General features: G+C 62.0%; 25 protein-coding genes. 14 read left to right on the forward strand and 11 right to left on the reverse strand.

Annotated elements, in window-relative coordinates; genetic code table 11:
* Positions 1-6 precede the first annotated feature (6 nt).
* From JYJ39_RS11725 to JYJ39_RS11745, 5 genes are read right to left on the reverse strand one after another with little or no spacing between them, the layout of a single operon-like run.
* A complete protein-coding gene (locus tag JYJ39_RS11725) occupies positions 7-642 on the reverse strand; it encodes a CatB-related O-acetyltransferase (protein ID WP_205204534.1) in 636 nt (211 codons plus the stop codon).
* Positions 626-1798, reverse strand: a complete 1173-nt coding sequence (locus tag JYJ39_RS11730; RefSeq protein ID WP_205204535.1) for an O-antigen ligase family protein — start codon at positions 1796-1798, stop codon at positions 626-628. The genes JYJ39_RS11725 and JYJ39_RS11730 overlap by 17 nt, the downstream gene beginning before the upstream one ends.
* A 17-nt stretch (positions 1799-1815) precedes the next feature.
* The gene (locus tag JYJ39_RS11735; RefSeq protein WP_205204536.1) at positions 1816-3273 is read right to left on the reverse strand and encodes a PIG-L family deacetylase; all 1458 of its coding nucleotides are present in this window, start codon (positions 3271-3273) and stop codon (positions 1816-1818) included.
* Positions 3274-3281: 8 nt separating this feature from the next.
* On the reverse strand, positions 3282-4217 hold the full coding sequence (locus tag JYJ39_RS11740; protein WP_205204537.1) for a GNAT family N-acetyltransferase: 936 nt from the start codon (positions 4215-4217) through the stop codon (positions 3282-3284).
* A 12-nt stretch (positions 4218-4229) separates the two neighbouring features.
* Positions 4230-4814 carry an AarF/UbiB family protein gene (locus JYJ39_RS11745; RefSeq protein WP_205204538.1) on the reverse strand — a complete coding sequence of 195 codons (585 nt, stop codon included), beginning with the start codon at positions 4812-4814 and terminating at the stop codon, positions 4230-4232.
* Positions 4815-4939: 125 nt separating this feature from the next.
* Between JYJ39_RS11745 and msbA the strand changes: the two genes are divergently transcribed.
* Together msbA and JYJ39_RS11755 are read left to right on the forward strand one after the other, a co-directional pair.
* The gene (gene msbA / locus JYJ39_RS11750; protein WP_205204539.1) at positions 4940-6718 is read left to right on the forward strand and encodes a lipid A export permease/ATP-binding protein MsbA; all 1779 of its coding nucleotides are present in this window, start codon (positions 4940-4942) and stop codon (positions 6716-6718) included.
* 135 nt (positions 6719-6853) lie between these two features.
* A complete protein-coding gene (locus JYJ39_RS11755) occupies positions 6854-7456 on the forward strand; it encodes a response regulator (RefSeq protein WP_205204540.1) in 603 nt (200 codons plus the stop codon).
* Here JYJ39_RS11755 and JYJ39_RS11760 read toward each other — a convergent pair.
* The gene (locus JYJ39_RS11760) at positions 7453-8235 is read right to left on the reverse strand and encodes a LytR/AlgR family response regulator transcription factor (protein WP_205204541.1); all 783 of its coding nucleotides are present in this window, start codon (positions 8233-8235) and stop codon (positions 7453-7455) included. The genes JYJ39_RS11755 and JYJ39_RS11760 overlap by 4 nt on opposite strands.
* On the reverse strand, positions 8226-9230 hold the full coding sequence (locus JYJ39_RS11765) for a sensor histidine kinase (RefSeq protein WP_205204543.1): 1005 nt from the start codon (positions 9228-9230) through the stop codon (positions 8226-8228). The genes JYJ39_RS11760 and JYJ39_RS11765 overlap by 10 nt, the downstream gene beginning before the upstream one ends.
* Positions 9231-9290: 60 nt before the next feature.
* Between JYJ39_RS11765 and argH the strand changes: the two genes are divergently transcribed.
* Together argH and JYJ39_RS11775 are read left to right on the forward strand one after the other, a co-directional pair.
* On the forward strand, positions 9291-10679 hold the full coding sequence (argH, locus tag JYJ39_RS11770; protein ID WP_205204545.1) for an argininosuccinate lyase: 1389 nt from the start codon (positions 9291-9293) through the stop codon (positions 10677-10679).
* Positions 10680-10786: 107 nt separating this feature from the next.
* Positions 10787-11164, forward strand: coding sequence for an OsmC family protein (locus JYJ39_RS11775; protein ID WP_205204547.1), 378 nt, complete (start codon positions 10787-10789; stop codon positions 11162-11164).
* 108 nt (positions 11165-11272) lie between these two features.
* Here the strand turns inward: JYJ39_RS11775 and grxD are convergent, their stop codons facing one another.
* The 3 genes from grxD to prfA are packed head-to-tail and all read right to left on the reverse strand — an operon-like array spanning position 11273 to position 13504.
* Entirely contained in the window at positions 11273-11590 is a 318-nt protein-coding gene (gene grxD / locus JYJ39_RS11780; protein ID WP_205204549.1) for a Grx4 family monothiol glutaredoxin, read from the reverse strand.
* 13 nt (positions 11591-11603) lie between these two features.
* Entirely contained in the window at positions 11604-12419 is an 816-nt protein-coding gene (gene prmC / locus JYJ39_RS11785; RefSeq protein WP_205204550.1) for a peptide chain release factor N(5)-glutamine methyltransferase, read from the reverse strand.
* On the reverse strand, positions 12416-13504 hold the full coding sequence (prfA, locus tag JYJ39_RS11790; protein WP_205204551.1) for a peptide chain release factor 1: 1089 nt from the start codon (positions 13502-13504) through the stop codon (positions 12416-12418). The genes prmC and prfA overlap by 4 nt, the downstream gene beginning before the upstream one ends.
* Positions 13505-13627: 123 nt before the next feature.
* On the opposite strand from prfA, the gene JYJ39_RS11795 reads away from it, so the two are divergent.
* The gene (locus JYJ39_RS11795; protein WP_205204552.1) at positions 13628-14251 is read left to right on the forward strand and encodes a hypothetical protein; all 624 of its coding nucleotides are present in this window, start codon (positions 13628-13630) and stop codon (positions 14249-14251) included.
* A 25-nt stretch (positions 14252-14276) separates the two neighbouring features.
* Here JYJ39_RS11795 and crcB read toward each other — a convergent pair whose 3' ends face one another.
* Positions 14277-14666, reverse strand: a complete 390-nt coding sequence (crcB, locus tag JYJ39_RS11800; RefSeq protein WP_205204553.1) for a fluoride efflux transporter CrcB — start codon at positions 14664-14666, stop codon at positions 14277-14279.
* A 174-nt stretch (positions 14667-14840) separates the two neighbouring features.
* On the opposite strand from crcB, the gene JYJ39_RS11805 reads away from it, so the two are divergent.
* From JYJ39_RS11805 to JYJ39_RS11845, 9 genes are all read left to right on the forward strand, one after another.
* Positions 14841-15485 carry a DUF47 domain-containing protein gene (locus tag JYJ39_RS11805; protein WP_205204554.1) on the forward strand — a complete coding sequence of 215 codons (645 nt, stop codon included), beginning with the start codon at positions 14841-14843 and terminating at the stop codon, positions 15483-15485.
* A gap of 9 nt (positions 15486-15494) precedes the next feature.
* A complete protein-coding gene (locus JYJ39_RS11810) occupies positions 15495-16502 on the forward strand; it encodes an inorganic phosphate transporter (protein ID WP_205204555.1) in 1008 nt (335 codons plus the stop codon).
* Between the two features lie 57 nt (positions 16503-16559).
* Positions 16560-18344, forward strand: coding sequence for a glutamine--tRNA ligase/YqeY domain fusion protein (locus JYJ39_RS11815; RefSeq protein ID WP_205204557.1), 1785 nt, complete (start codon positions 16560-16562; stop codon positions 18342-18344).
* 1 nt (position 18345) lies between these two features.
* Positions 18346-18537 carry a hypothetical protein gene (locus tag JYJ39_RS11820; RefSeq protein ID WP_205204559.1) on the forward strand — a complete coding sequence of 64 codons (192 nt, stop codon included), beginning with the start codon at positions 18346-18348 and terminating at the stop codon, positions 18535-18537.
* Positions 18538-18606: 69 nt separating this feature from the next.
* Positions 18607-18804, forward strand: coding sequence for a hypothetical protein (locus tag JYJ39_RS11825; protein ID WP_205204560.1), 198 nt, complete (start codon positions 18607-18609; stop codon positions 18802-18804).
* Positions 18804-19973, forward strand: a complete 1170-nt coding sequence (locus tag JYJ39_RS11830) for an Eco57I restriction-modification methylase domain-containing protein (protein ID WP_205204561.1) — start codon at positions 18804-18806, stop codon at positions 19971-19973. The genes JYJ39_RS11825 and JYJ39_RS11830 overlap by 1 nt, the downstream gene beginning before the upstream one ends.
* The gene (pyrF, locus tag JYJ39_RS11835; RefSeq protein WP_205204562.1) at positions 19970-20782 is read left to right on the forward strand and encodes an orotidine-5'-phosphate decarboxylase; all 813 of its coding nucleotides are present in this window, start codon (positions 19970-19972) and stop codon (positions 20780-20782) included. The genes JYJ39_RS11830 and pyrF overlap by 4 nt, the downstream gene beginning before the upstream one ends.
* A 12-nt stretch (positions 20783-20794) precedes the next feature.
* Positions 20795-21670, forward strand: coding sequence for a KPN_02809 family neutral zinc metallopeptidase (gene ypfJ / locus JYJ39_RS11840; protein ID WP_205204563.1), 876 nt, complete (start codon positions 20795-20797; stop codon positions 21668-21670).
* Entirely contained in the window at positions 21640-22179 is a 540-nt protein-coding gene (locus tag JYJ39_RS11845; protein WP_205204564.1) for a protein disulfide oxidoreductase, read from the forward strand. The genes ypfJ and JYJ39_RS11845 overlap by 31 nt, the downstream gene beginning before the upstream one ends.
* Positions 22180-22193 lie beyond the last annotated feature (14 nt).

Raw genomic sequence — 22193 nt, forward strand, 5'->3', positions numbered from 1 at the left:
CTAGGGCTACTCTGCGGCTCTGGGCGTAAGCGGCCGGGATGACGCATAACGAAGAAATTCGTCGATGCGATCCGAACACAGTAATTTCGCAACTTCCCGAACCTCTGCCTCCGGCCACGTCCACCAAGCACAAGCTTGCAACGCCGCGCGGGTTTCAGCCTCGAAACGCCAGCCGATCGGTTTCGCAGGGTTCCCCGCCACGATCTGATAAGGCGCCACGTCCCTGCTAACAACGGCGCGGGCAGCCACAACAGCCCCATCTCCGACATGCACACCCGACAGGATCGTGCAACCCGAAGCCAGCCAGACATCGTTACCGATCACGACATCTCCTCGCGTGCCACCGAACCCTTCAATGTCTTTCGCTTCTTCAACAAATGCGGGAAAGGGATAGCAGGAAACCCAGTCTATCCGGTGATGCCCGCCCAGAAAAATGTGCACTGCGTCGGCGATTGAGGTATAGGCTCCGATCGTCAGGTTTGTTCCTTCGTGCCAGTCATGCACGATGGGTAGGCCGTAAGTACCAGCCCCGATCGAATATCCGGGATAGCGCGCCCGGAATTTGTGCTGGCCTTTATGCAACTTCGAGGGCTTGGGAGGGCGGCCCAAAAAACCCCGCAGCCGCTCAAGCAACCCGCGCATCACGCTTCCTCCCCGCTCTATCCAAAGCTGCCAGCAAAAGCGCCAACGGTATCCACAGCAAAAACCAGTGTTCCTTCGGGCGCGGAAACAGGGCGCCTCCTTCGGTCATACCGGCCATCAATCCATAAATCACAGTTGCCGATGCAATAACGACGAAACGATCCGTCCGCCTGCGCCACGCCATGGATGCCGCACAACAGTACATAGCTGCCCATAACAGCAAGCCAAGGACGCCGCCGCGATAAAGCACCGAGAGCGTCATGTTGTGCGGATCGCTGAAGGCATAGCTGATTTCAGGGAGCTTGATACTCAAGGCCGCCCCCAGACCATGACCCAACCAGAGCGCTTCCTTGCTCTGAGCAAGCACATTGGCCCAGATCTCCGGGCGATACGAGACGCCGCGATCAGTGATCAGCTGCGGCATAACAACTAGGATCACCGCAACGACCAGCGCAGAAGCCGCCAATGCATAGATCAGCATACGCGGTCTGACTAGCAGCACCAGCCAAAGAAAACAGGCGAAAAACGCCACCAGGGGCGTCCTGGAGCCGGTCAGAACCAATAGCAACAGCAAAGGAAACAGGCTTACGAGTCCCCATGCGCGCTGCGCCCGGCTATCCGCCACAAGCAAACAGGCTAGCCACAAGGCCGCGAAAAAACCGTAAATATGGGAAATGAGCAAGGGATTGCTCAAAGCCCCTTGACTCGCCAGCCGCCCTTGCCCACCACTCATGTAAAACTGAAAGATTTCATAAAGCGCAATGGCAACGGCAAAAACCATCGCGAATCCTGCTGCGCGGCATAGCGATACAAAACCGGTGCGTCCGGCAAGAAAGACGAAACAGATGAACAGGACGACTTGCATCTGGCGCTTCAATAAAACGCCGGCACTCTCTGCGGAAACGGACCATGCGCAGGAGAGCACAAAATAGGCCACGAACGACAAAATCATCACAGATAGCGGATTTTTGAAGAGAGCAAGCAGGTTTCTAGGATACGCCCCCCCTAGCAACAGAGCGCTTGCAATGACTAGATAATAAATCTTTGGAAAATAACCGCGGTCGGGCAGCCACATCAGACTGGTCAACATCAAAAACAGGCTCACCGGAGCCAGCCAGCGTTCAGAGAACGTTCGTACCCATCGGAAGTTTGTCATCAGTGTGTCTTTCCCCATTAAATCCTGCGCACCCAGAACACCTCATGCCGCCGGACTGCCTTGCGCAGAAACTCGTCCTCCCCGGTTGCCGGCCAGCGCCGGCCGAGCAGGAGACGCTGCAGCATGCGGCGCAGGCGTTTCTTGGCGGGCAGCGGTGTCTGCAGATCATGCTGCATGCGCAGGGCCATGGCCTTGTCAAGTTGTTGTGCCGCATCCAGCGGGTGGCAGTACAGCGTATCTGCCGGCAAAGGCGTCAGGGCTGGCGGCAGGGGGACGCCAGTACCGGCGGCGCCCATCGGCCAGCGGTCGTTGTCATGCAGATGGTTGGCGTAGAGGAAAATCTCCTCCGGCTGCCAACCGTCACCTGCCGCCAACTGCCGGAGTGCTTCCGCAACTGCCTGAGCGGCCGCAACGTGGTCGGCGTGTGGATCAAGCTCGGGGTGCGGCATGAGGATACGCTGTGGACGGTAGTGACTGAAACAGGCCACCAGATCCGCCAGCAAATTGCTCCAGGTCGGCTGACCATCGCGGTCGCCCGGCAGGGGGAAAGGGTTGTTGCGCCGCACCGGCCGCGTGTCGGCATCGCCGGATTCGCGTGAGGCAAATGGCATCTCGGGCGCGGCCCGCATCTCCGGCAAGCGCAGACAGTAGTAGCCAAGCTGCACACAATGCGTACCCGGCACGCCGCCCCAAAGCGGAATCGCCAGGCTGTCCCAGCTACGCAAACGGCCCTTGAGACGGGCGGCCTGCGCCTGGGTCAGCCCCATGTCGCAGCCCAGGCGGCGAATATGGTCGGCCTCGATTTCACCCTGCGTTAACGTGACGATGCTGACTTCGCCCTCTTTCGCCAAGGTACTGTACAAACCGAACGCCGCGAGTTCGGCATCATCGGCGTGCGGAGCAACGATCAGGATCCGGGCAGGTGCTGGACGAGGGGCAAAGACAAACAGTTCCCCCTGCGCGGCAAGCCGGCAAAAACGCCCCTGCAGACGCAAATCCCCCTCCCGCAGTTGCGCCCCCTGACTGCTCAGGTTGAGATAGCGCACGCCGTCCACTCCGCGCTCGAAGGTCTGGCAATCATCGCCGATCTGCACTGCGGGATCGAACCAGTAGCCAAGCCAGGTGCGGCGCAGATGAAGTTTGAGAAACATAGTTGCCGCTGCAGCATCCGCCACGTCAAAGCTGGCCGGCAGGCGCAAACGCCCTTCTTCCACCGTGCAGGCGACGCTACGCGTGTCCGGTGGGAAGCGGTAGAGGTAGTCCTGCTGCGGCGAATAGAACAGGTGATCGGCAAACACCACTTCATGGATGATCCAGGCCAGCAGCAGCCCCAGCGGCAGCAGCCACCAGGAGAGCGAAGCAGTCAGGCCGCCCAGGGCCAGCAGTACCGCCGCCATCGCCAGCCGCTTGCGACGACGATAACGCTGCAACAACACGTGTTTACGTGCCGGCGGGGTGTCCACAACATCGCTCATAGGCCACCTCAACCCGTCGTAAAAACCGGCACGCTGTGGCACCAGCGGGCCTTGTATTCACGGTCGGCCCGACCAAACGAATAACGCAGGGCCTTGCCCAGCGCCCGCGCTTCCTCCCAGGCGCTCTGCGTATTGACGAACGTCAGCACGCTGCCCGGGCCAAGTGCGTTGCAGGCCGGATCGACGCCGCCATTGATGTATTCCGCGCTCAACCAACCCGGCGCCTCCACCCGGTAGACAATCTGGATCGCCGCCGGCTGCCCGTCGATGCGGATCAGGTGTCCGACCATGAAGGGGCGCAGCGCGGAAAATACGCGTGCGAGATAGTACTTGCCCGGCACAGCAAAGCCCCAACGCTTCTCGAACAGAAGTTCGTAGATTGCGGCAATGTCTTCTGCCGGTACATCCTGTAGCGGCACGATCTGGCCACCTCCCTCTTCCAGCAGGCGGCGCTCCCGCCGCTGGTTGTAAAGAAATTTCTTGCCATACTCTTCCGGCGCCCGAGCCAGCATCAACTGCTCGCGTTGCGGGCGCAGGGTCGCAATCTGATCGGCATGCAGCGCGCCGAGATAGTGGGCCCGATGGCGCAATGCCACTCCCCTGCCCTGCGGCGCGACGGGCAAGAGAATTTCAGCGTTACCCAGATCGAACACACCCCGCTTGCCGGTTTTTTTCAGCACCTCGCGTGCCAGTGCTAGGTGGCGCCCCCACGTGGGAATGGCAGCCTGTAATTCGTCGCCGGCAAACCAGCCGAAATAATCGACCGGAATTTCGGCCAGCGCAGACAAGCGACTGACGACATCCGGATGGGTGGCGACGCTACCGCCCCAACGTGCCCAGGCAGCGCTGTAATCGGCTGCGGAAATGGCCGTCCACCCCCGCTCGCGCAAGGGGCGCAGACGATTGGTGCAAAACGCCGGCAGCGAAAAGGCGGACAGTCGCATACGCCCGTATCCTCAGTGTGCGCACTGGAACACAATGGCCGTATCCAGCCATTCGCCTTCCGTCGCCAGCATCTTGCGCACCCCCCGCTGGCGCAGGGTACGCCCCAGGGACCAGGGGTAGAAACGCATGTCGGAGAAATCAATCAGGCCCAATTCGCCATCCGGCATGACAATCACGTTGCCGGTGTGCAATGAACGAAAAATCATGCCGTGATCGAACAATTTCGCCACCAGGCGGCTGAGCGCCAGGCGCAAAGCCTGGCGCCGCTCGGCGGACAGACTCTCCTGCTGCAGTTTACGCAGCGAAATCCCCGGTAACGGCGCGTACAACACGGCATCACGCGCCAGCGAAGGAATGCGCCAAACCTGCTCCACCGCAGGCACCGGCACGCCGATCGCGGCCAGTTTACGGGCATTGTCGGCGAAGCGACGGGCGTACGGATAGTACAGTGCCGAACTCAGTAGACGCTTGCGCCGGAAGAGCTTGAGGATGCGCCCGTCGGCCAGCTGCAGGACTTTTTCCCCGAAGCCGTCCGCTTCCAGCACCACGGCTCCGGCGCGCAAGGCCTGGTAATCCACCGCACTCAGCCTGTCCAAACGACTCTCCCCTACAATTTTCGGCAAGAGCGCGAGTTTAGCGCATTCGCCCCCAGCGATCGGCACCGGAAATGCCCTTTCGGCCGCATGGTAGACTCGCGCATCGCTGAAACACCCTGCTGCACATGCCAAAAACTCAAACCGCCTCCTCACTGAAAATCTATCTGCGCCTGCTGGGCTATGTGCGCCCCTACATTGGCTACTTTGCCGTCAGCCTGCTGGGTTACCTGATTTTCGCCTCATCCGAGCCGATGCTCGCGGCGGTATTGAAGTACTTCGTCGATGGCCTCAACACACCGGGGCAGAATGCCGTGCATTACCTGCCCCTTTTGGGCGAGGTACAGCTAATCTGGGGCGTACCGGTCCTGATGGTGATGATCGTGGCCTGGCGCAGCTTGGGATCGTATCTGGGTAATTACTATCTGGCCAAGGTCTCGCTCGGTCTGGTGAACGACCTGCGTCAGGCGCTGTTCAACAGTCTGCTGCGCTTGCCCAACCGCTATTTCGACGAAAACAACTCCGGCCACCTGATCTCGCGCATCACCTACAACGTCACCATGGTCACCGGTGCCGCCACCGACGCCATCAAGGTCGTCGTCCGCGAAGGACTGACCATCGTCTTCCTGTTCGGCTATCTTTTGTGGATGAACTGGAAGCTGACCCTGGTCATGCTCGCCATCCTGCCCGTCATCGGGGTACTGGTCGGCAGCGCCAGCCGCAAATTCCGCAAGCAGAGCAAGAAGATTCAGGCATCGATGGGCGAGCTCACGCACGTCTCCTCGGAAACCATCCAGAACTACCGTGCAGTGCGCAGTTTTGGCGGCGAAAACTACGAAACCCGCCGCTTTCAGTCTGCCAGCGAAGACAACACCCACAAGCAGCTGCGCATGGTACGCACCGGTGCCCTGTTTACACCGGCCCTGCAGATGGTCTCGTTTTCGGCCATGGCGGTCGTGCTGTTCCTGGTGCTCTATCTGCGAGGAGACGCCACCGCCGGTGACCTGGTCGCCTACATCACGGCCGCGGGCATGCTGCCCAAGCCCATCCGGCAGTTGTCGGAAGTCAGCTCCACCATTCAGAAAGGGCTGGCCGGGGCGGAAAGCATTTTTGCACAGCTCGACGAAATGCCGGAAAACGATAGCGGCACCTACAGCGCCGAGCACGTGCGCGGTCACCTGCAGGTTCGGCAACTGAATTTCACCTACCCCGGTGCCGAGCACCCGGTTCTGCAGGACATCGAATTCACCGCGCAACCCGGCCAGATGATCGCCCTGGTCGGACGCTCCGGCAGCGGCAAATCGACGCTCGCCAACCTCATCCCGCGCTTTTATCCGCACACGACCGGCGACATCCTGCTCGACGGGGTCGATGTGCGCGATTACACCCTGAAAAACCTGCGCCAGCATATTGCCCTGGTCAGCCAGCAGATTTCGCTGTTCAACGACAGCATCGCCAACAACATTGCCTACGGCGATCTGGCCGGCACCCCGCGCGAAGCGGTGATTGCCGCAGCCAAGGCGGCCTACGCCGATGAATTCATCTGCCGACTACCAGCGGGCTACGACACTTTGGTCGGTGAAAACGGTGTCCTGCTGTCCGGTGGTCAGCGCCAGCGCCTGGCAATTGCCCGTGCCATCCTGAAAAACGCCCCTCTGCTCATCCTCGACGAAGCCACCTCGGCCCTCGACACCGAATCCGAACGCCATATCCAGGCCGCTCTGGAAACAGCTACCGCGCACCGCACCACACTGGTCATAGCACACCGCCTATCGACGATCGAAAAAGCCGACCTGATTCTGGTCATGGACGGCGGTCGCATCATCGAACGCGGCAGGCACAGCGATCTGCTGGCACAAAACGGGGCTTACGCCCACTTGCATTCCCTGCAATTCGCCGAGGCGTGACCCCGCCGCGCAAAACCTCCATGCCCGATGCGCCACGGGCGAGCGCCGGCGCAAACCCATGGACATAAGAACTCAATCATGATGCAATGCACACCGCATTGCATCAATCGCTTCAATTCTGCAAACGGATCAGCCATGGGCATTCTCGATCAATTAAAAAACCTGTTCGGCAGCGCACCCAGTGTCTCGCAGCCTCCACCCACACCAGAAGTCGCTGCCACCGCCCCCACCCCGCCACAGGAACGCCGTCAGGCGCCACGCATCGATGCCTGCATGGGCACCCGCGCCATCATCATCGATGACTCCAAGACGGTGTGCACCGTACTGCGTAAATTCCTGCGCTCGGCGGGCTACGAAACCATCGAATGTCTGGATGCGGAAAAAGGCCTCACCGCCCTGCAACAACACGGTGCCGACGTCGTTTTCCTCGACATCGTCCTGCCCGGCATGAATGGCTTTGCCGCCTTGCGCGCCATTCGCCGCGACGTAAATACCCGCGACATCCCGGTCATCATGATGAGCGGCAATGAGCAGGCAATGGAACAGTTTTTCGGCACCCGCATCGCGGCTGACGATTTCATGAAAAAACCATTTTCCCGCCAGGAAGTTTTCTTCCGCATGACACGCCTGCTCGATCCCAGTGGTGTCCCACGCCGGGCGGCGCACCCTCTCGCGCATTCTGCAGCGGAAGGCTCTGCCGCAAACAACGCCCCCACCCAGTTCCTGCGCGCGTCCTAAGCGTTTCCTGCCGCGCCGGCCGCCTTGGCCGCAGCCCACTGCCGACGGCTGATCGGCAGTTTTTCCGGCAGGCCACGCAGCAAGGCCCAGCCATACGCTTCGACATCGTCGCCGCTGGCTTTCTCAAATCCAGCCAGCGCCTCGCGCGCCACCAGCACAGCCCGATGCAGGCGCAGGAAGCGGTCGGGGAATTCCTGCTCCAGTTGTGCCAGGCTGTCATCGAGCAGATATTCCCGCTCCAGCGTTCGCGCCATGACATATTTCAGGTCCGCACGCAGATACAGCACTTCACTGACCGGCACCAACAGCAGCCGCCCCCGCTCATGGCAAGACAAGTGGCTACGCCCGCCGCCGCGCAGGCTCTGACCCAGCGCCGCCAGCTGTTCACCATCGACGCCGGGCCCTGGCAGTTTCTGCAGGGCAACCAGCAAACGTTGCAGCCGCACCGGCTTCATCAGGTAATCGAGGGCATTCAATTCAAACGCCTGGACCGCAAAATTATCGTAGGCCGTCGTAAAAATGACTGCCGGTGGCCGGGGCAGACGGGTCAGATGTAACGCCAGTTCGATACCGTCCATGCCGGGCATGCGGATGTCGCACAACACCACATCCACCGCCAGCTCGCGCAAGCTGTCCAGTGCCGCCTGGCCGCTGGCCGCCTCGCCCACCACGACATGCGGGTACAGCGGCGCCAGATCACCGAGCAGGGTGCGCAGACGCTCACGGGCAAGCGCCTCGTCATCGACAATAAAAATTTTCACGGGCTGATCTAGCGGCATGGCAAAACAATGTGCGTGCGATAGTGCTGCGCATCCTCCTGGCTTTCCAGGCGCGCCTCCAGATCGTAATACAAGGCCAGGCGCTCACGGATGTTGCTCAACGCAATTTGATGCCCAGTGGTTACTTCAGCACGACCAGCGGTCGGATTGCTGATTTCAATATGCAGCTCGGCGCCGCGCCGCTCAATCGTGATGGCGACCACACCTCCTTCCGGCAATGGTTCGATACCATGACGCACGGCATTTTCCAGCAAAGGCTGCAGCATCAGGGGAGGAATGGGCATCTGCAACGGCACCGCAGCAATCTGCCAGGTCACCTGCAACCGCTCCCCGAGGCGCAATCTCTCCAGCGCCAGATACTGGCGGGCCAGCTCGATTTCATCCGCCAGACAGATCTGCTCCGACGGATCGCGCATGGCTGCACGAAACAAATCGGCCAAAGATTCCAGGGCAGTTTCTGCTTCCCGCGGCCGGGAACGAATCAGCGACAGCACCGCATTGAGTGAATTGAACAGGAAGTGCGGCCGGATGCGGGCATTCAGCGCCGCCAGACGCGCCTCGCCCTGAGCCGGCGTCAAGGCACGCGCACGCAGTGAAAAATAATGCAGCACCAGAGCGGTAACCCCGAGCGCCAGCAGAAGCGCCGCTCCCCCGGTTCCTGCCTCGACCATCATCCCCAGCCCCCGTCCGTACGCCAGCAACACCACCGCCAGGCCGCCCACCAGCAACAGCACCAGCGCTTGTCCCTGACGCAAAGGCAGCCGCCACAGCAGATCGCGGATACCGGCCAGAGCGCCCAGCGCCAGCAAAAGCAGGGGTTCGACGAACGATGCGGCCGCCACAAAGCCCAGACTCCAGCTCGCCAGATCGCGCGCCTCCAGCAGCACCGCCAGCGCCACCAGCAGGTTCACGCCGAGCAAAACACGCAGGATGACACCAAAATTACGCCAGTCTGGCAGCGGATGGGTTGCGGGAAAGTGCCGTATACTTGCCATTTTCGTGGTGGCTTCAGGCTGAAGCCACTCCTCCTTCGCAGCACATTGTAGACCCAAGTCATGACATCCAACGCCAACCAATACACCTGGGCCGGCCGCTTTTCCGAGCCGGTGTCCGATCTCGTCAAACGCTACACGGCCTCCGTCGACTTCGATCAACGCATGTGGCGCCAGGATATCCGTGGCTCACTGGCGCACGCCCGCATGCTGGCCCGCCAGAACATCATCAGTGCCCAGGATCTGGCCGACATCGAACGGGGCATGGCCCAGGTCACCGAGGAAATCGAAGGCGGCAAGCTGGACTGGTCGATTGATCTGGAAGATGTCCATCTCAATATCGAAAAACGCCTCACCGCCCTCATCGGCGATGCCGGCAAACGCCTGCACACCGGCCGCTCGCGCAACGACCAGGTCGCCACCGACATTCGCCTCTATCTGCGCGACGCCATCGACGACATTCAGGTGCTGCTCAAGCAGTTCCGCACCGCCCTGGTCGATCTGGCCGAGAAGGAGGCCGCCACACCGCTGCCCGGTTTCACCCATCTGCAGGTCGCCCAGCCCGTCACCTTCGGCCACCACATGCTGGCCTATTTCGAAATGTTCGGCCGCGACAGCGAACGCTTCGCCGACTGCCGCAAGCGCGTCAACCGCCTGCCGCTCGGCGCCGCCGCGCTGGCTGGCACGACTTATCCAATCGACCGCGAATTCGTCGCCGAACAGCTCGGCTTCGAAGGCGTCTGCGAAAACTCGCTCGACGCCGTTTCGGATCGCGACTTCGCCATCGAATTCACCTCCGCCTGCGCGCTCTTGATGATGCACATCAGCCGCCTGTCGGAAGAGCTCGTGATGTGGATGAGCCCGCGCGTAGGTTTCATCCAGATTGCCGACCGCTTCTGCACCGGCTCGTCGATCATGCCGCAAAAGAAGAACCCGGACGTGCCGGAGCTGGCACGCGGCAAGACCGGCCGCGTCTACGGCCAGCTGATGAGCCTGCTGACGCTGATGAAGTCGCAGCCGCTGGCCTACAACAAGGACAACCAGGAAGACAAGGAACCGCTGTTCGACGCCGTCGACACCGTCACCGACACCCTGCGCATCTTTGCCGACATGGCCGGCGGCATCACGGTGCGCGCCGACAACATGCAGGCGGCGCTGACCCAGGGCTTCGCCACCGCCACCGACCTCGCCGACTATCTGGTCAAGAAGGGCCTGCCCTTCCGCGACGCGCACGAAGCCGTCGGTCTGGCGGTCAAGGCCGCCGAAGCCAAGGGCGTCGACCTGCCCCAACTCACTCTCGACGAATTGCGCGCTTTCTGCCCGCAAGTAGAGGCGGATGTATTTGCCGTACTCACCGTCGAGGGCTCGCTCGCCGCCCGCAACCATATCGGCGGCACCGCACCGCAGCAGGTCAGGGCCGCCATCGCCCGCGCCCGGAAACAACTCGCCTGAGTCGCATGCATTTCGGATTTGTGCGTTGCAACAAATACATTAGCGGACTATGATGCACGGCGGGTGACCCCAAGTCCCCGCCTGCACCTTCAACAACCGAGAAAAACATGTTCAAGACCGTTGTCGACAACAGCCCGCTGATCAAGGTCAGCACCGGAAAATTTGCCGCCACCTACGCCCTGGACGGCAGCCAGATGAACCCGCTGGAAGCGTTCTACGCCACACTGGCTGGCTGCGCCGGCGTCTTCGCGAAAAAAGCCTGCAAGCAACTGGGCATCTCCGCCGAAGGCATCACAATTGACTGCAAACCCTTCGCCGGCCCTGGCGGGCCGCTCACCTTGTCGCGTTTTCGCACGGAAGTCAGCTTTCCGGCGCACTTCAATGCCGAACAGAAGGCCGCCGTCATCGACAGCATTGCCCACTGTGCAGTCAAGGAAATCGTCAACGACGGACCAAACATCGAGTTCAGCATCGTCGAGGTTTGAACCGACCGCCCGGCCGGGAAGCTGCGCCGGGAAACAGCCGGCGGTAGCTGCCGCAACAAAAAACCCGCCTGTCACCGACTGGCGGGTTTTTTTCAGATCAGTGCCTGCTCAGCCCAAATCCTTCAACAGTTCCTGCAGTTCTCCGCTCTGGTACATCTCGCGCATGATGTCGCAGCCGCCGATGAATTCGCCCTTGACGTAGAGTTGCGGAATGGTCGGCCAATTGGCGTATTCCTTGATGCCCTGGCGGACAGCCTCATCGGCCAGCACATTGACCGTGACGAACTTTTCCACACCGCAGGCCTTCAGTATCTGCACCGCTGTCCCGGAGAAACCGCACTGCGGAAAACGGGCATCGCCCTTCATGTAAAGCACCACCGGATTGCTGGTGACGGTAGCGTGAATCTGCTGCTGAATGTCGGACATGCGTGCTCCTGGATTAAAGTTGGCCGCCGGACACACGGTCGGTGCCGGCCAGGTCAGGTTGGGTAAAGACGTCTTTGAAACCCGCCGCCTGCAGTAAGTTCCGGCTGGCCTCACCCTGATCGTAGCCATGCTCGAATAACAGCCAGCCACCCGGTTCCAGATGGGCCGCTGCACCGGCCACGATCTGGCGGATACACGCCAGTCCATCCGCCGCATCAGTCAGTGCCATGTGCGGTTCAAAGCGCAGCCCGTCGCCTTGCAGGTGGGGATCGTGAGCCGCAATGTAAGGCGGGTTCGACACAATGAGAGCAAAGCGCTGACCGGCAAGCGGTGCGTACCAGTCCCCCTGGTAAAACGTCACCGCAGCCCCCAGGCGCCCCGCGTTGTTACGGGCGACAGCAAGCGCAGCGGGCGACAGATCGACCGCGCTGACGATACTCGCCGGGATTTCCAGCGCCAGCGAAATGGCGACAATGCCGGACCCCGTTCCCAGATCCACCAGCCGCGCCCCGGCCGGCTGCCATGCCAGTCGCGCCAGCGCCAGTTCAACCAGCAGCTCGGTTTCCGGGCGCGGCACCAGCACTGCCGGCGAGACCTGAAACAGGCGCCCACGGAATTCCGCCTCACCGAGCAGATAGGCCACCGGCTCGCCCATGGCGCGCCGCGCCACCCAATCCATGAATTGCGCCAGCGCCGGCGCCGGCAGCCCGGTTTCTGGCCGGGTGAGCAAGTCGACATGTGTGCAGCCGCTGGCCTGCTGCAGGAGCAGTCGGGCGTCCAGCCGATCAACCCGGCCCCGCGCCCAGGCGAGCGCCTCGCCCAGGCTCATGCGCCGCCCTGCTCGGCCAGTTCAGCCAGCTGATCGGCCTGGTATTCAGCGGCCAGGGCATCGAGCAATTCAGCCAGATCGCCTTCCATGATGGCGGCGATCTTGTACAGCGTCAGGTTGATGCGGTGATCCGTCACCCGGCCCTGCGGAAAGTTGTAGGTGCGGATGCGCTCGGAACGATCACCCGAGCCGATCAGGCTCTTGCGCGTGCTGGCAATGGCGCTCTGCTGCGCCCGCAGCTGCTGGTCCTTGATGCGTGCCGCCAGCACCCGCAGGGCCGAGGCCTTGTTGGCGTGCTGCGAGCGGCCATCCTGACATTCCGCCACCAAGCCCGTGGGCAGGTGGGTGATGCGCACGGCCGAATCGGTTTTGTTGATGTGCTGGCCCCCGGCTCCGGAAGCGCGAAAGGTATCTATCTTCAGATCCGCCGGATTGAGGTTCACATCCGCCACCTCGTCCGCCTCCGGCATCACCGCCACCGTGCAGGCCGAAGTATGAATACGCCCCTGCGTTTCGGTTTCCGGCACCCGCTGCACACGATGCCCACCGGATTCGAACTTGAGCCGCGAATAGGCTCCGGCACCGTCGATACGGCAGATGATTTCCCGGTAACCGCCCAGTTCCGATTCATTGGCCGACAGCACCTCCACCGGCCAGCGCTGCCCCTCGGCATAGCGCGAATACATGCGGAACAGATCCCCCGCAAACAAGGCCGACTCGTCACCGCCCGTACCGGCCCGGATTTCCAGCAGCACACTGCGCTCGTCGTTGGGATCGCGCGGCAGCAGCAGTTTCTGCAACTCCAGCTCCAGCGCCGGCAGACGCGCCTTGCAGGCCGCGATTTCCTCTTCGGCAAAGTCGCGCATCTCCGGATCGCCGCGCAACCCTTCCGCCGCCGCCAGATCCTGCTCGCACTGGCAAAAGGCCTGATAGTTGAGCACCACCGGCTCAACCTCCGACCGCTCACGCGTCAGACGCCGGAACTGATCCATATCCCCCGCCGTTTCCGGCGCCGACAGCAGCAGATCAATTTCGCCCAGGCGATCCGTAAGTAAGGCCAGCTTCTGGCGAATGCTATCTTTCATGAAGGAAACAACGTGGCGTGAGCAGGTAGGGCGTGCAGTTTACCTGGAAAGCTGCAGGAACCGGGGCATCCTTGCGCAGTCTGACACCCCGTCAGCGCTTCCTTTGCCCCGGGCACCCCGACCATGAACAGCCACTTCCCCGCCTTCTTTGCCGCCGCTCCACACATCACCCTGCACGATCCCCTCGCCGAATTTCTCGGTAGCTGCACGGACGGCCTGATCGAATACCGCTACGCCGACGCCGTGCGTCTCGCCGGCCACTCCTGCCCCACCGTCGCCGGCGCCTGGCTGATGACCCTGCGCGGACTACGCGCCCTCTACGGCGAAGCCCTACCTGTGCGCGGCGAAATCACCGCCAGCCTGCGCGATGCCCGCGACCACGGCACGACGGGCGTCGTTGCCAGCATCGTCCAGCTCGTCACCGGCGCTGCCGCTGAAACCGGCTTCCAGGGCATCGGCCCCAACCGCCGTTTCGCCCGCCAGCAACTGCTCCAGTTTTCTGTCCAGCCCCAGCCCGGCACCCTCAGCCTCTGCCGGCGCGACACCGGGCGCAACGTGCACCTTGATCTCGACACCCGCTGCATCCCGTGGCCGGAAGAAATGCGCAGCCTCATGCCCCGCGCAGTTTCCGGCCAGGCCACGACGGCCGAACGCCAGCGTTTTGCCGCAATGTGGCAGGACCGCGTCCGGCTGATGCTGATCGAACACGCCGATGACCCGGCCCTGGTTTCCGTCCGGACAAGCTGAACACCGTCCCAGCACGACAGGCTGATCAAGACCAGACCCGCCCGGCCCCCACACTCAGGATGCCCAGCCAGGTACCGAGTAGCGAACCACACAGATGCAGCGTCGCCAAACCCAGCGCCAGGCCGATCTGCCCGCTGAGCAGCCGCTCGACGACTTCGGCTGAAAAACTGGAAAAGGTGGTGAGCCCGCCGAGAAACCCGGTAATGGCGAACAATTTGAGATAGGTTGGCAAATCAGCGTGCAAATGAAAATAGCCCGCCGCCACGCCCACCAGATACCCCCCAATCAGGTTGGCCGCCAGGGTGCCCAGTGGCAACGCAGGAAGCAGGGGGTTGAGGGCGAGACCGAGCAACCAGCGCGACAGTGCACCGAGCATCCCTCCCAGACCGACAGCGAGTACTCCCTGGAAATACATCAATTTTTACCGGGTAGTCAAAGTGGGAATGATAGCAAGTACCCCCAGCCCGCCAGGGCACAGAAACAAAACAAAAGAATCTTCTTTTAATCACTCTATATTATTTCAAGGAATATAGAGATGCTTTGCCGCTGAGTAGAATGCCGCCTGTCACACAACTTAAACAGGTCGTTCATGTTCGGTGCGCTCATGCCCAAAGAGGGCAAGTATTTCGATTATTTCATTGCTCACGGCGATCTGATCCGCCAGGGCGGCAAGACCCTGCACCAGCTGATCGACGCGCTGGCAGGCGTTGACCCCAACGGCGGTGTACACGCACTAGCCGACGAAGTGGACCGCCTGGAGCGTGAAGCCGACAAAGTCACGCATGAACTGCTCAGCCAGTTGCACAGCGCCTTCATCACCCCGTTCGACCGCGACGACATCCACGCGCTGATCAACAGCATGGACGACATTCTCGACGTGATGCAGGACGTCGCCGAGTCGATTTCGCTTTACGATATCCAGCGTATTCCGCCCGAGGCCTGTGCCATGGCGGAAATCACCGCGAAGAGCTGCCTCAAGATCGGTGAGCAGGTCAAACTGCTCAGCAACATGGACAACGCGCCGCAAATTCTCGCCCTGTGCAAGGAAATCGACGAACTCGAAGGCGAGGTCGACCGTCTCTTGCGCAAATGTATGTCCAAAGCTTTCCGTGAAGAACAGGATGTGCGCGAATTGATCAAGCTGAAAGAAATCTACCAGCTTCTCGAATCGGTGACTGACCGCTGCAAGGACGTCGCGGGCTGCGTTGAAGCCATCGTGCTCGAAAACTCCTGACCCGGCACCATGGATAACCTGACCATCGGCTACGGGGTCCTCATCACCCTGATCGTCGTGGCGCTGCTGTTCGATTTCATGAACGGCTTCCACGACGCGGCCAATTCGATTGCCACCATCGTGTCGACGCGCGTGCTCAAACCGCAGCACGCCGTACTATGGGCGGCGTGTTTCAATTTTCTGGCGTACTTCCTGTTCCACCTCAAGGTCGCCTCGACCATCGGCACCGGCACCATCAATCCCGGCATCGTCGACCATTACGTCATTTTTGGCGCGCTCATCGGTGCCATCAGCTGGAACATCATCACTTGGTATTACGGCATCCCTTCGTCCTCCTCGCATGCCCTGGTCGGCGGCTTGGTCGGCGCGGCCGTGATCAAGGCCGGCTTTGGCAGCCTGGTCGCCTCCGGTGTGCTGAAAATCATTGCCTTCATCTTCATCGCGCCGTTGCTGGGCTTCGTTTTCGGCGGCACCATGATGGTCATCATCTCCTGGCTCTGTCGCAACACGGCGCCGCAAAAGGTGGACAAGACCTTCCGCCGGCTGCAGCTGCTGTCCGCCGCAGCTTACAGCCTTGGCCACGGCGGTAATGATGCCCAGAAAACCATCGGCATCATCTGGCTGATCCTGATTACCGCCGGCCTGTCCACCACCGAATCCGAAATCCCGGGCTGGGTCGTACTCGCCTGCTACACGGCGATGGGGCTGGGCACGATGTTCGGCGGCTGGCGCATCGTCAAGACCATGGGCAATCGCATCACCAAGCTGAACCAGCCCCGTGGTTTCAGCGCCAACAGTGGCGGCGCCTTCACCCTGTTCATCGCCTCGGCTTTCGGCATTCCCGTATCCACCACCCACACCATTACCGGCGCCATCGCCGGTGTCGGTACCACGCGTGGCACCAAGCAGGTGCGCTGGGGAGTCGCCGGCGGCATTGTCTGGGCCTGGATTCTGACCATTCCCTGCAGCGCCATCATGGCAGCCATGGCTTGGTATGTGGGGCGACTGGTCCTGTAAGACTCTGGCGAGCGGCACGGGCTGGTAGAATGCGGTTTTTTTCCGCCCCGCAGCCTCATGTCCGACATTCCTGCCGCCGCCAATTTCATCCGTAACATCATCGAGGCCGACCTGGCCGCTGGCAAGCACGCCCAACGGCGCTGGGCCGGCCGCCCCGGCCTGGCCGCCGAGCATGCCGCTGCGCCGCTCGATCCGGCCAAGATCCGTACCCGCTTCCCGCCCGAGCCGAATGGCTATCTGCACTTCGGGCACGCCAAATCGATCCTGCTCAATTTCGGCCTCGCCGCCGAGTTTGGTGGCCGCTGCCACATGCGCTTCGACGACACCAACCCGGAAAAGGAAGAGCAGGAATACGTTGACTCCATTCTCGACTCGGTGCGCTGGCTGGGCTGTTCCTGGCAGGACGAGACGGAGAACAATCTCTATTACGCATCCAACTACTTCGACTGGATGCTGCAGTTTGCCGAATACCTGATCGACGCCGGCCACGCTTATGTCGACAGTCAGTCGGCAGAGGAAATGCGCGCCCGCCGCGGCACCCTGACCGAAGCTGGCCAGGATTCGCCGTTCCGCAACCGTTCGATCGAAGAAAACCGCGCCCTGTTCAAGCGCATGCAGGCCGGCGAATTTCCCGACGGCGCCCACATCCTGCGCGCCAAGATCGACATGGCATCGCCCAACATCAACCTGCGCGACCCGGCCATCTACCGCATCCGCCACGCCACCCACCACAACACGGGCGACAAATGGTGCGTCTATCCGATGTACACCTTTGCCCACCCGATCGAAGACGCCCTGGAGTGCATCACCCACTCCCTGTGCACCCTCGAATTCGAAGACCAGCGCCCCTTCTACGAATGGGTCAATGAGCGCCTGGCCGAAGGCGGCCTGCTGCAGCGCCCGCTGCCCCGGCAGATCGAGTTCTCGCGCCTCAATCTCACCTACATCGTGCTGTCCAAGCGCAAACTGATCCAGCTGGTGGACGAAAAACACGTCAATGGCTGGGATGATCCCCGCCTGCCGACGCTCGCCGGCGCCCGCCGCCGCGGTTATGCGCCCGAGGGCTTCCGCCTCTTCGCCGAGCGCATCGGCATTTCCAAGGCAGACTCCCTGATCGAATACAGTGTGTTCGAGGATGCCCAGCGCGAAGTCATGAACCAGCTCGACGAACGCCGCGTCGCCGTGCTCGACCCACTCAAACTGATCATCGACAATTACCCCGAAGGCCAGTTCGAGGACTGCCACGCCCCCAACCATCCGCTCAAGCCGGAACTCGGGCAGCGCACCATGCCCTTCGGCCGCGAGCTGTGGATCGAGGCCGAGGACTTCCAGGAAATCCCGCAAAAGGGCTTCCGCCGCCTCTTCCCTGGCAACAAGGCACGCCTGAAATACGGCTACATCGTCGAATGCACCGGCTGCGACAAGGACGAGAACGGCAAGGTCATCGCCGTGCATTGCACCTACCTGCCCGACACCAAGTCGGGCACGCCCGGCGCCGACAGCATCAAGGTCAAGGGCAATCTGCACTGGGTCTCGGCAGCGCATGCCTATCCCGCTGAAATCCGCCTCTACGAGCGTCTATTTGCCGTTCCCGCACCAGGCGCCCGGCGCGAAGGTGATGCCGCCGATGTCGAACGCAACTTCCTCGATGACATCAACCCCGACTCCAAACGGCTGATCACGGCCCAGCTGGAGCCCGCCCTCAAGGATGCACAACCGGAACAGCGCTTCCAGTTCGAGCGCCACGGTTACTTCGTCGCTGACCGCGTCGACTCGGGCCCCGGAGCACCCGTCTTCAACCGCGCCCTGACGCTCAAGGATTCGTCGCACAAAGGAGCCTGACATGGCCGGAAGCTGGGGTTGCCCGCACGAAATCGATGATCGCTGCACGAAGATCAACAACCTGCCGTGCAACCCTGGCATGAAGGGCTGCGAACTCGCCGGCCGCTTCCGCTTTGTTGACGAGAGCAAAAACGAGCGTTACTGGGAAAAGAAGGCGCGCGAACAGGCTGCTGCCGAAGGCTCGAAGAAATGATCGACCTCGATCCTTTCCGCTTCCCGGAGATGCATCTCGAAAGCGACATCGTGCACCTGGAGCGCGCGCGTGGCTGATCGGGAGCGCACCGCCGCGGGCGGCTACCGCTATTGGGTCAGCGACGAACAGCTCGCCGCCTTCGCCCGCCTGTCGCCCTTGCAACGCCTCGAGTGGGTCGAGGCGGCGCGCGAATTCACCTGGCTAGGCCAGACCGCAGAAACCCGCGCACGGCACGAACGCCTGCGGCAAGGAAAGACCGGGGTCTGATGCCACTCGACGTCGCCCGATTCGGTCAGGTGTTCACGCCGCCCAAGGTAGTGGAGTTCATGCTCGACCTGTGTGCCAACGCGGGCAGCGTGCTTGAGCCGTCGGCCGGCGACGGTGCTTTCTTCAACGAGCTGCGCCGGCGCGGCCGCGATGTCACCGGCGTCGAACTCGACCCCGGGGTTGCCCCAGCCGACGCCCGCGTCATGGATTTCTTCAACCTGCCGGAGAGCGAACGTTTCGCCACCATCGTCGGCAACCCGCCCTATGTGCGCTACCAGGACATTGCGCCGGCGACCCGCAAGCGCCTGGCCTCGCCGCTGTTCGACAAGCGCAGCAACCTGTTCCTGTTCTTCATCGAAAAATGTGTCCGGCACCTGAATCCGGGCGGTGAACTGGTGTTCATCGTGCCGCGCGAATTCATCAAGCTGACCGCCGCAAAAAAAATGAACGCCTGGCTGTACGAGCAAGGCAGCATCACCCATTTCTACGAGACCGGCGACGTGCGAATCTTTGGCGAGCACACGCCGAACTGCGCCATCTTCCGCTTCGAGAAAGGGCGTTTCGACCGCCGCATGACCGACGGGCGGACCTTCACCGAAGTCGATGGACAACTGATGTTCCTGCGCAACGATCATCAGGTTCGCTTTTCCGACATCTTCACGGTCAAGGTTGGCGCTGTCTCGGGAGCCGACTCCATTTACACCCATCCGGCCGGCAACATGGAATTCGTCTGCTCGAAAACGATCGAGACCGGTGAAACCCGACGCATGCTTTACGGCATCACGCATCCGCACCTGGAACAGCACAAGACCGAACTGCTCGCCCGCCGGGTCCGGGAGTTCGATGAAAGCAACTGGTGGGAATGGGGCCGGAAGTTCCCGCTCAATCGGCTGCCGCGCATCTACGTCAACGGCCGCACGCGCAAGCCGACGCCCTTCTTCCTGCACGACTGCCTGAATTTCGACGGCTCGATCCTCGCGCTATTTCCAAGGCATACCCAGATCAACCGCCGCGACCTGATCGAGTGCACGATGATGCTCAACCACGAAGTCGACTGGCAGCAGCTCGGTTTCGTCTGCGACGGCCGTTTCCTGTTCACCCAGCGCAGCCTGCAGACCTGCCTGCTGCCCGACAAGTTTTCCCGCTATCTGCCAAAGGACGCAACATGACCTTTACCGAACAACTCGCCGCCGCCTGGCAGAACAATGACTCGCTGCTCTGCGTCGGCCTCGACCCTGATCCGGCCAAATTCCCGGCGCACCTGAAGGGGCGTGACGACGCCATCTTCGAATTCTGCAAAACCATCGTCGACGCCACCGCCGACCTCGTCTGTTCGTTCAAGCCGCAGATCGCCTACTTCGCCGCCCGCCGTGCAGAAGACCAGCTGGAAGCGCTAATCGCCCACATCCACGAGCGGCACCCCGGCATCCCGGTGATCCTCGACGCCAAGCGCGGCGACATCGGCTCGACCGCCGAGCAGTACGCAGTCGAGGCCTTCGAGCGCTTCCGGGCCGATGCCGTCACGGTCAATCCCTACATGGGCCGCGATTCGGTCGAGCCCTACCTGGCCTTCCCGGACAAGGGCGTGATCCTGCTCTGCCGGACCTCGAACGCCGGCGGTTCCGACCTGCAGTTCCTCGATGTCGGCGGCGAAAAGCTGTACGAACGCGTCGCCCGCCTGGCCGCCGAACAATGGAACACGACCGGCCAGATCGGCCTGGTGGTCGGCGCCACCTTCCCCGCCGAAATTGCCCGCGTGCGCGCAATCGTCGGCGAGATGCCGCTACTGGTGCCGGGTATCGGCGCCCAGGGCGGCGACATCGAGGCTACCGTCAAGGCCGGCCGCACCGCAGCGGGCACCGGCCTGATGATCAATTCCTCGCGCGCCATCCTCTACGCCGGCCAGGGTGAAGACTTCGCCAGTGCGGCCCGCCGTGTGGCTGAAGAAACCCGCAGCGCCATCAACCTGCATCGATGAGGATCACACGCCATGCGCATGGATGATTACCGTCACAGCGACAACATCGAAGACCGGCGCGGCAGCCGCATGAGCGGCGGCGGTGTGCGACTGGGCGGCGGACGCCTGGGGCTCGGCACCATCGCCATCGCCCTGGTCGCCAGCTACTTTCTCGGCGTCAATCCGCTAACGGTGATCAACATGCTCGCCGGCGGAGGCATGCCAGCCATCGAGCAACAGGCCCCTGCTGCTGCCCCACCCGTCGACGATCCGACCGCACAGTTCGTTTCCAAAGTACTGGCCTCAACCGAAGACACCTGGAACACCGCCTTCCGCGAGATGGGCCGCCAGTATCAGGAGCCCAAACTGGTTCTCTTTTCCGGTCTGACGCCCACTGCCTGTGGCACCGGCCAATCGGCCATGGGCCCGTTTTACTGCCCGGGCGACCAGAAGGTGTACATCGACCTGAGTTTCTTCCGTGAGATGAAGGAAAAATTCCGTGCCCCCGGCGAATTTGCCCAAGCCTATGTCGTCGCCCATGAAGTAGGACACCACGTGCAACACCTGCTCGGCATTTCCGATCAGGTGCAGCGTGCCCGCCAGCAGGCCGGCGAAAAAGAGGCCAATGCCCTTTCCGTGCGCCTCGAACTGCAGGCCGACTGCCTGGCCGGCGTCTGGGGCAAACGCACCGACAACATGGCCAACATCCTCGATCCCGGTGATCTGCAGGCTGCCCTCACTGCCGCGGCCGCCATTGGCGACGACCGTCTGCAACAACAGGCGCAGGGACGCATCGTGCCGGAAAGTTTTACCCACGGTAGCTCGGAGCAGCGCATGCGCTGGTTCAAGCGCGGTTTCGACAGTGGCGATTTCAACCAGTGCAACACCTTCAACAACCGCCCGCTGTAAACAAGCCCCCGCGCTGGCGGCGCTGGCTGGTTGAAATCATCCTCTTTGCCACCCTCCTGGTGGCTTTCCAGGCCTGGCAGCTACGCGCCACCCCCAGCGCCGGGGTGGCACCTGACTTCAACGGCACGCAAGTCGACGGCAGCGCTTTTGCTTTGACCGACTATCGCACTGCCCATCCCGGCCAGCCCGTACTGCTCTATTTCTGGGCCGATTGGTGCCCGGTATGCCGGACCACCGCCGGCAGTGTCAGCAGCATTGCAGAGGACTGGCCCGTCATGACGCTGGCCACGCAAAGCGGTGATGCCGCTGCCGTGCGACGCTTCATGCAGGAAAAGGGCTATCAGTGGCCGACCCTCGCCGACCCGGACGGCAAGATCATGCAGCGCTACCGCCTGCCGGGAACGCCCGCTTTCGTCGTCATTGCCCCTGATGGCAACATCCGCTTCGTCAACGTCGGCTATACCACCGAAATCGGCCTGCGTCTGCGTCTGTGGTGGGCTGGCCGTTGAACGGCCGCCCGCCA

The sequence above is a fragment of the Azonexus hydrophilus genome, assembly GCF_905120355.1.
Lineage (GTDB): Bacteria > Pseudomonadota > Gammaproteobacteria > Burkholderiales > Rhodocyclaceae > Azonexus.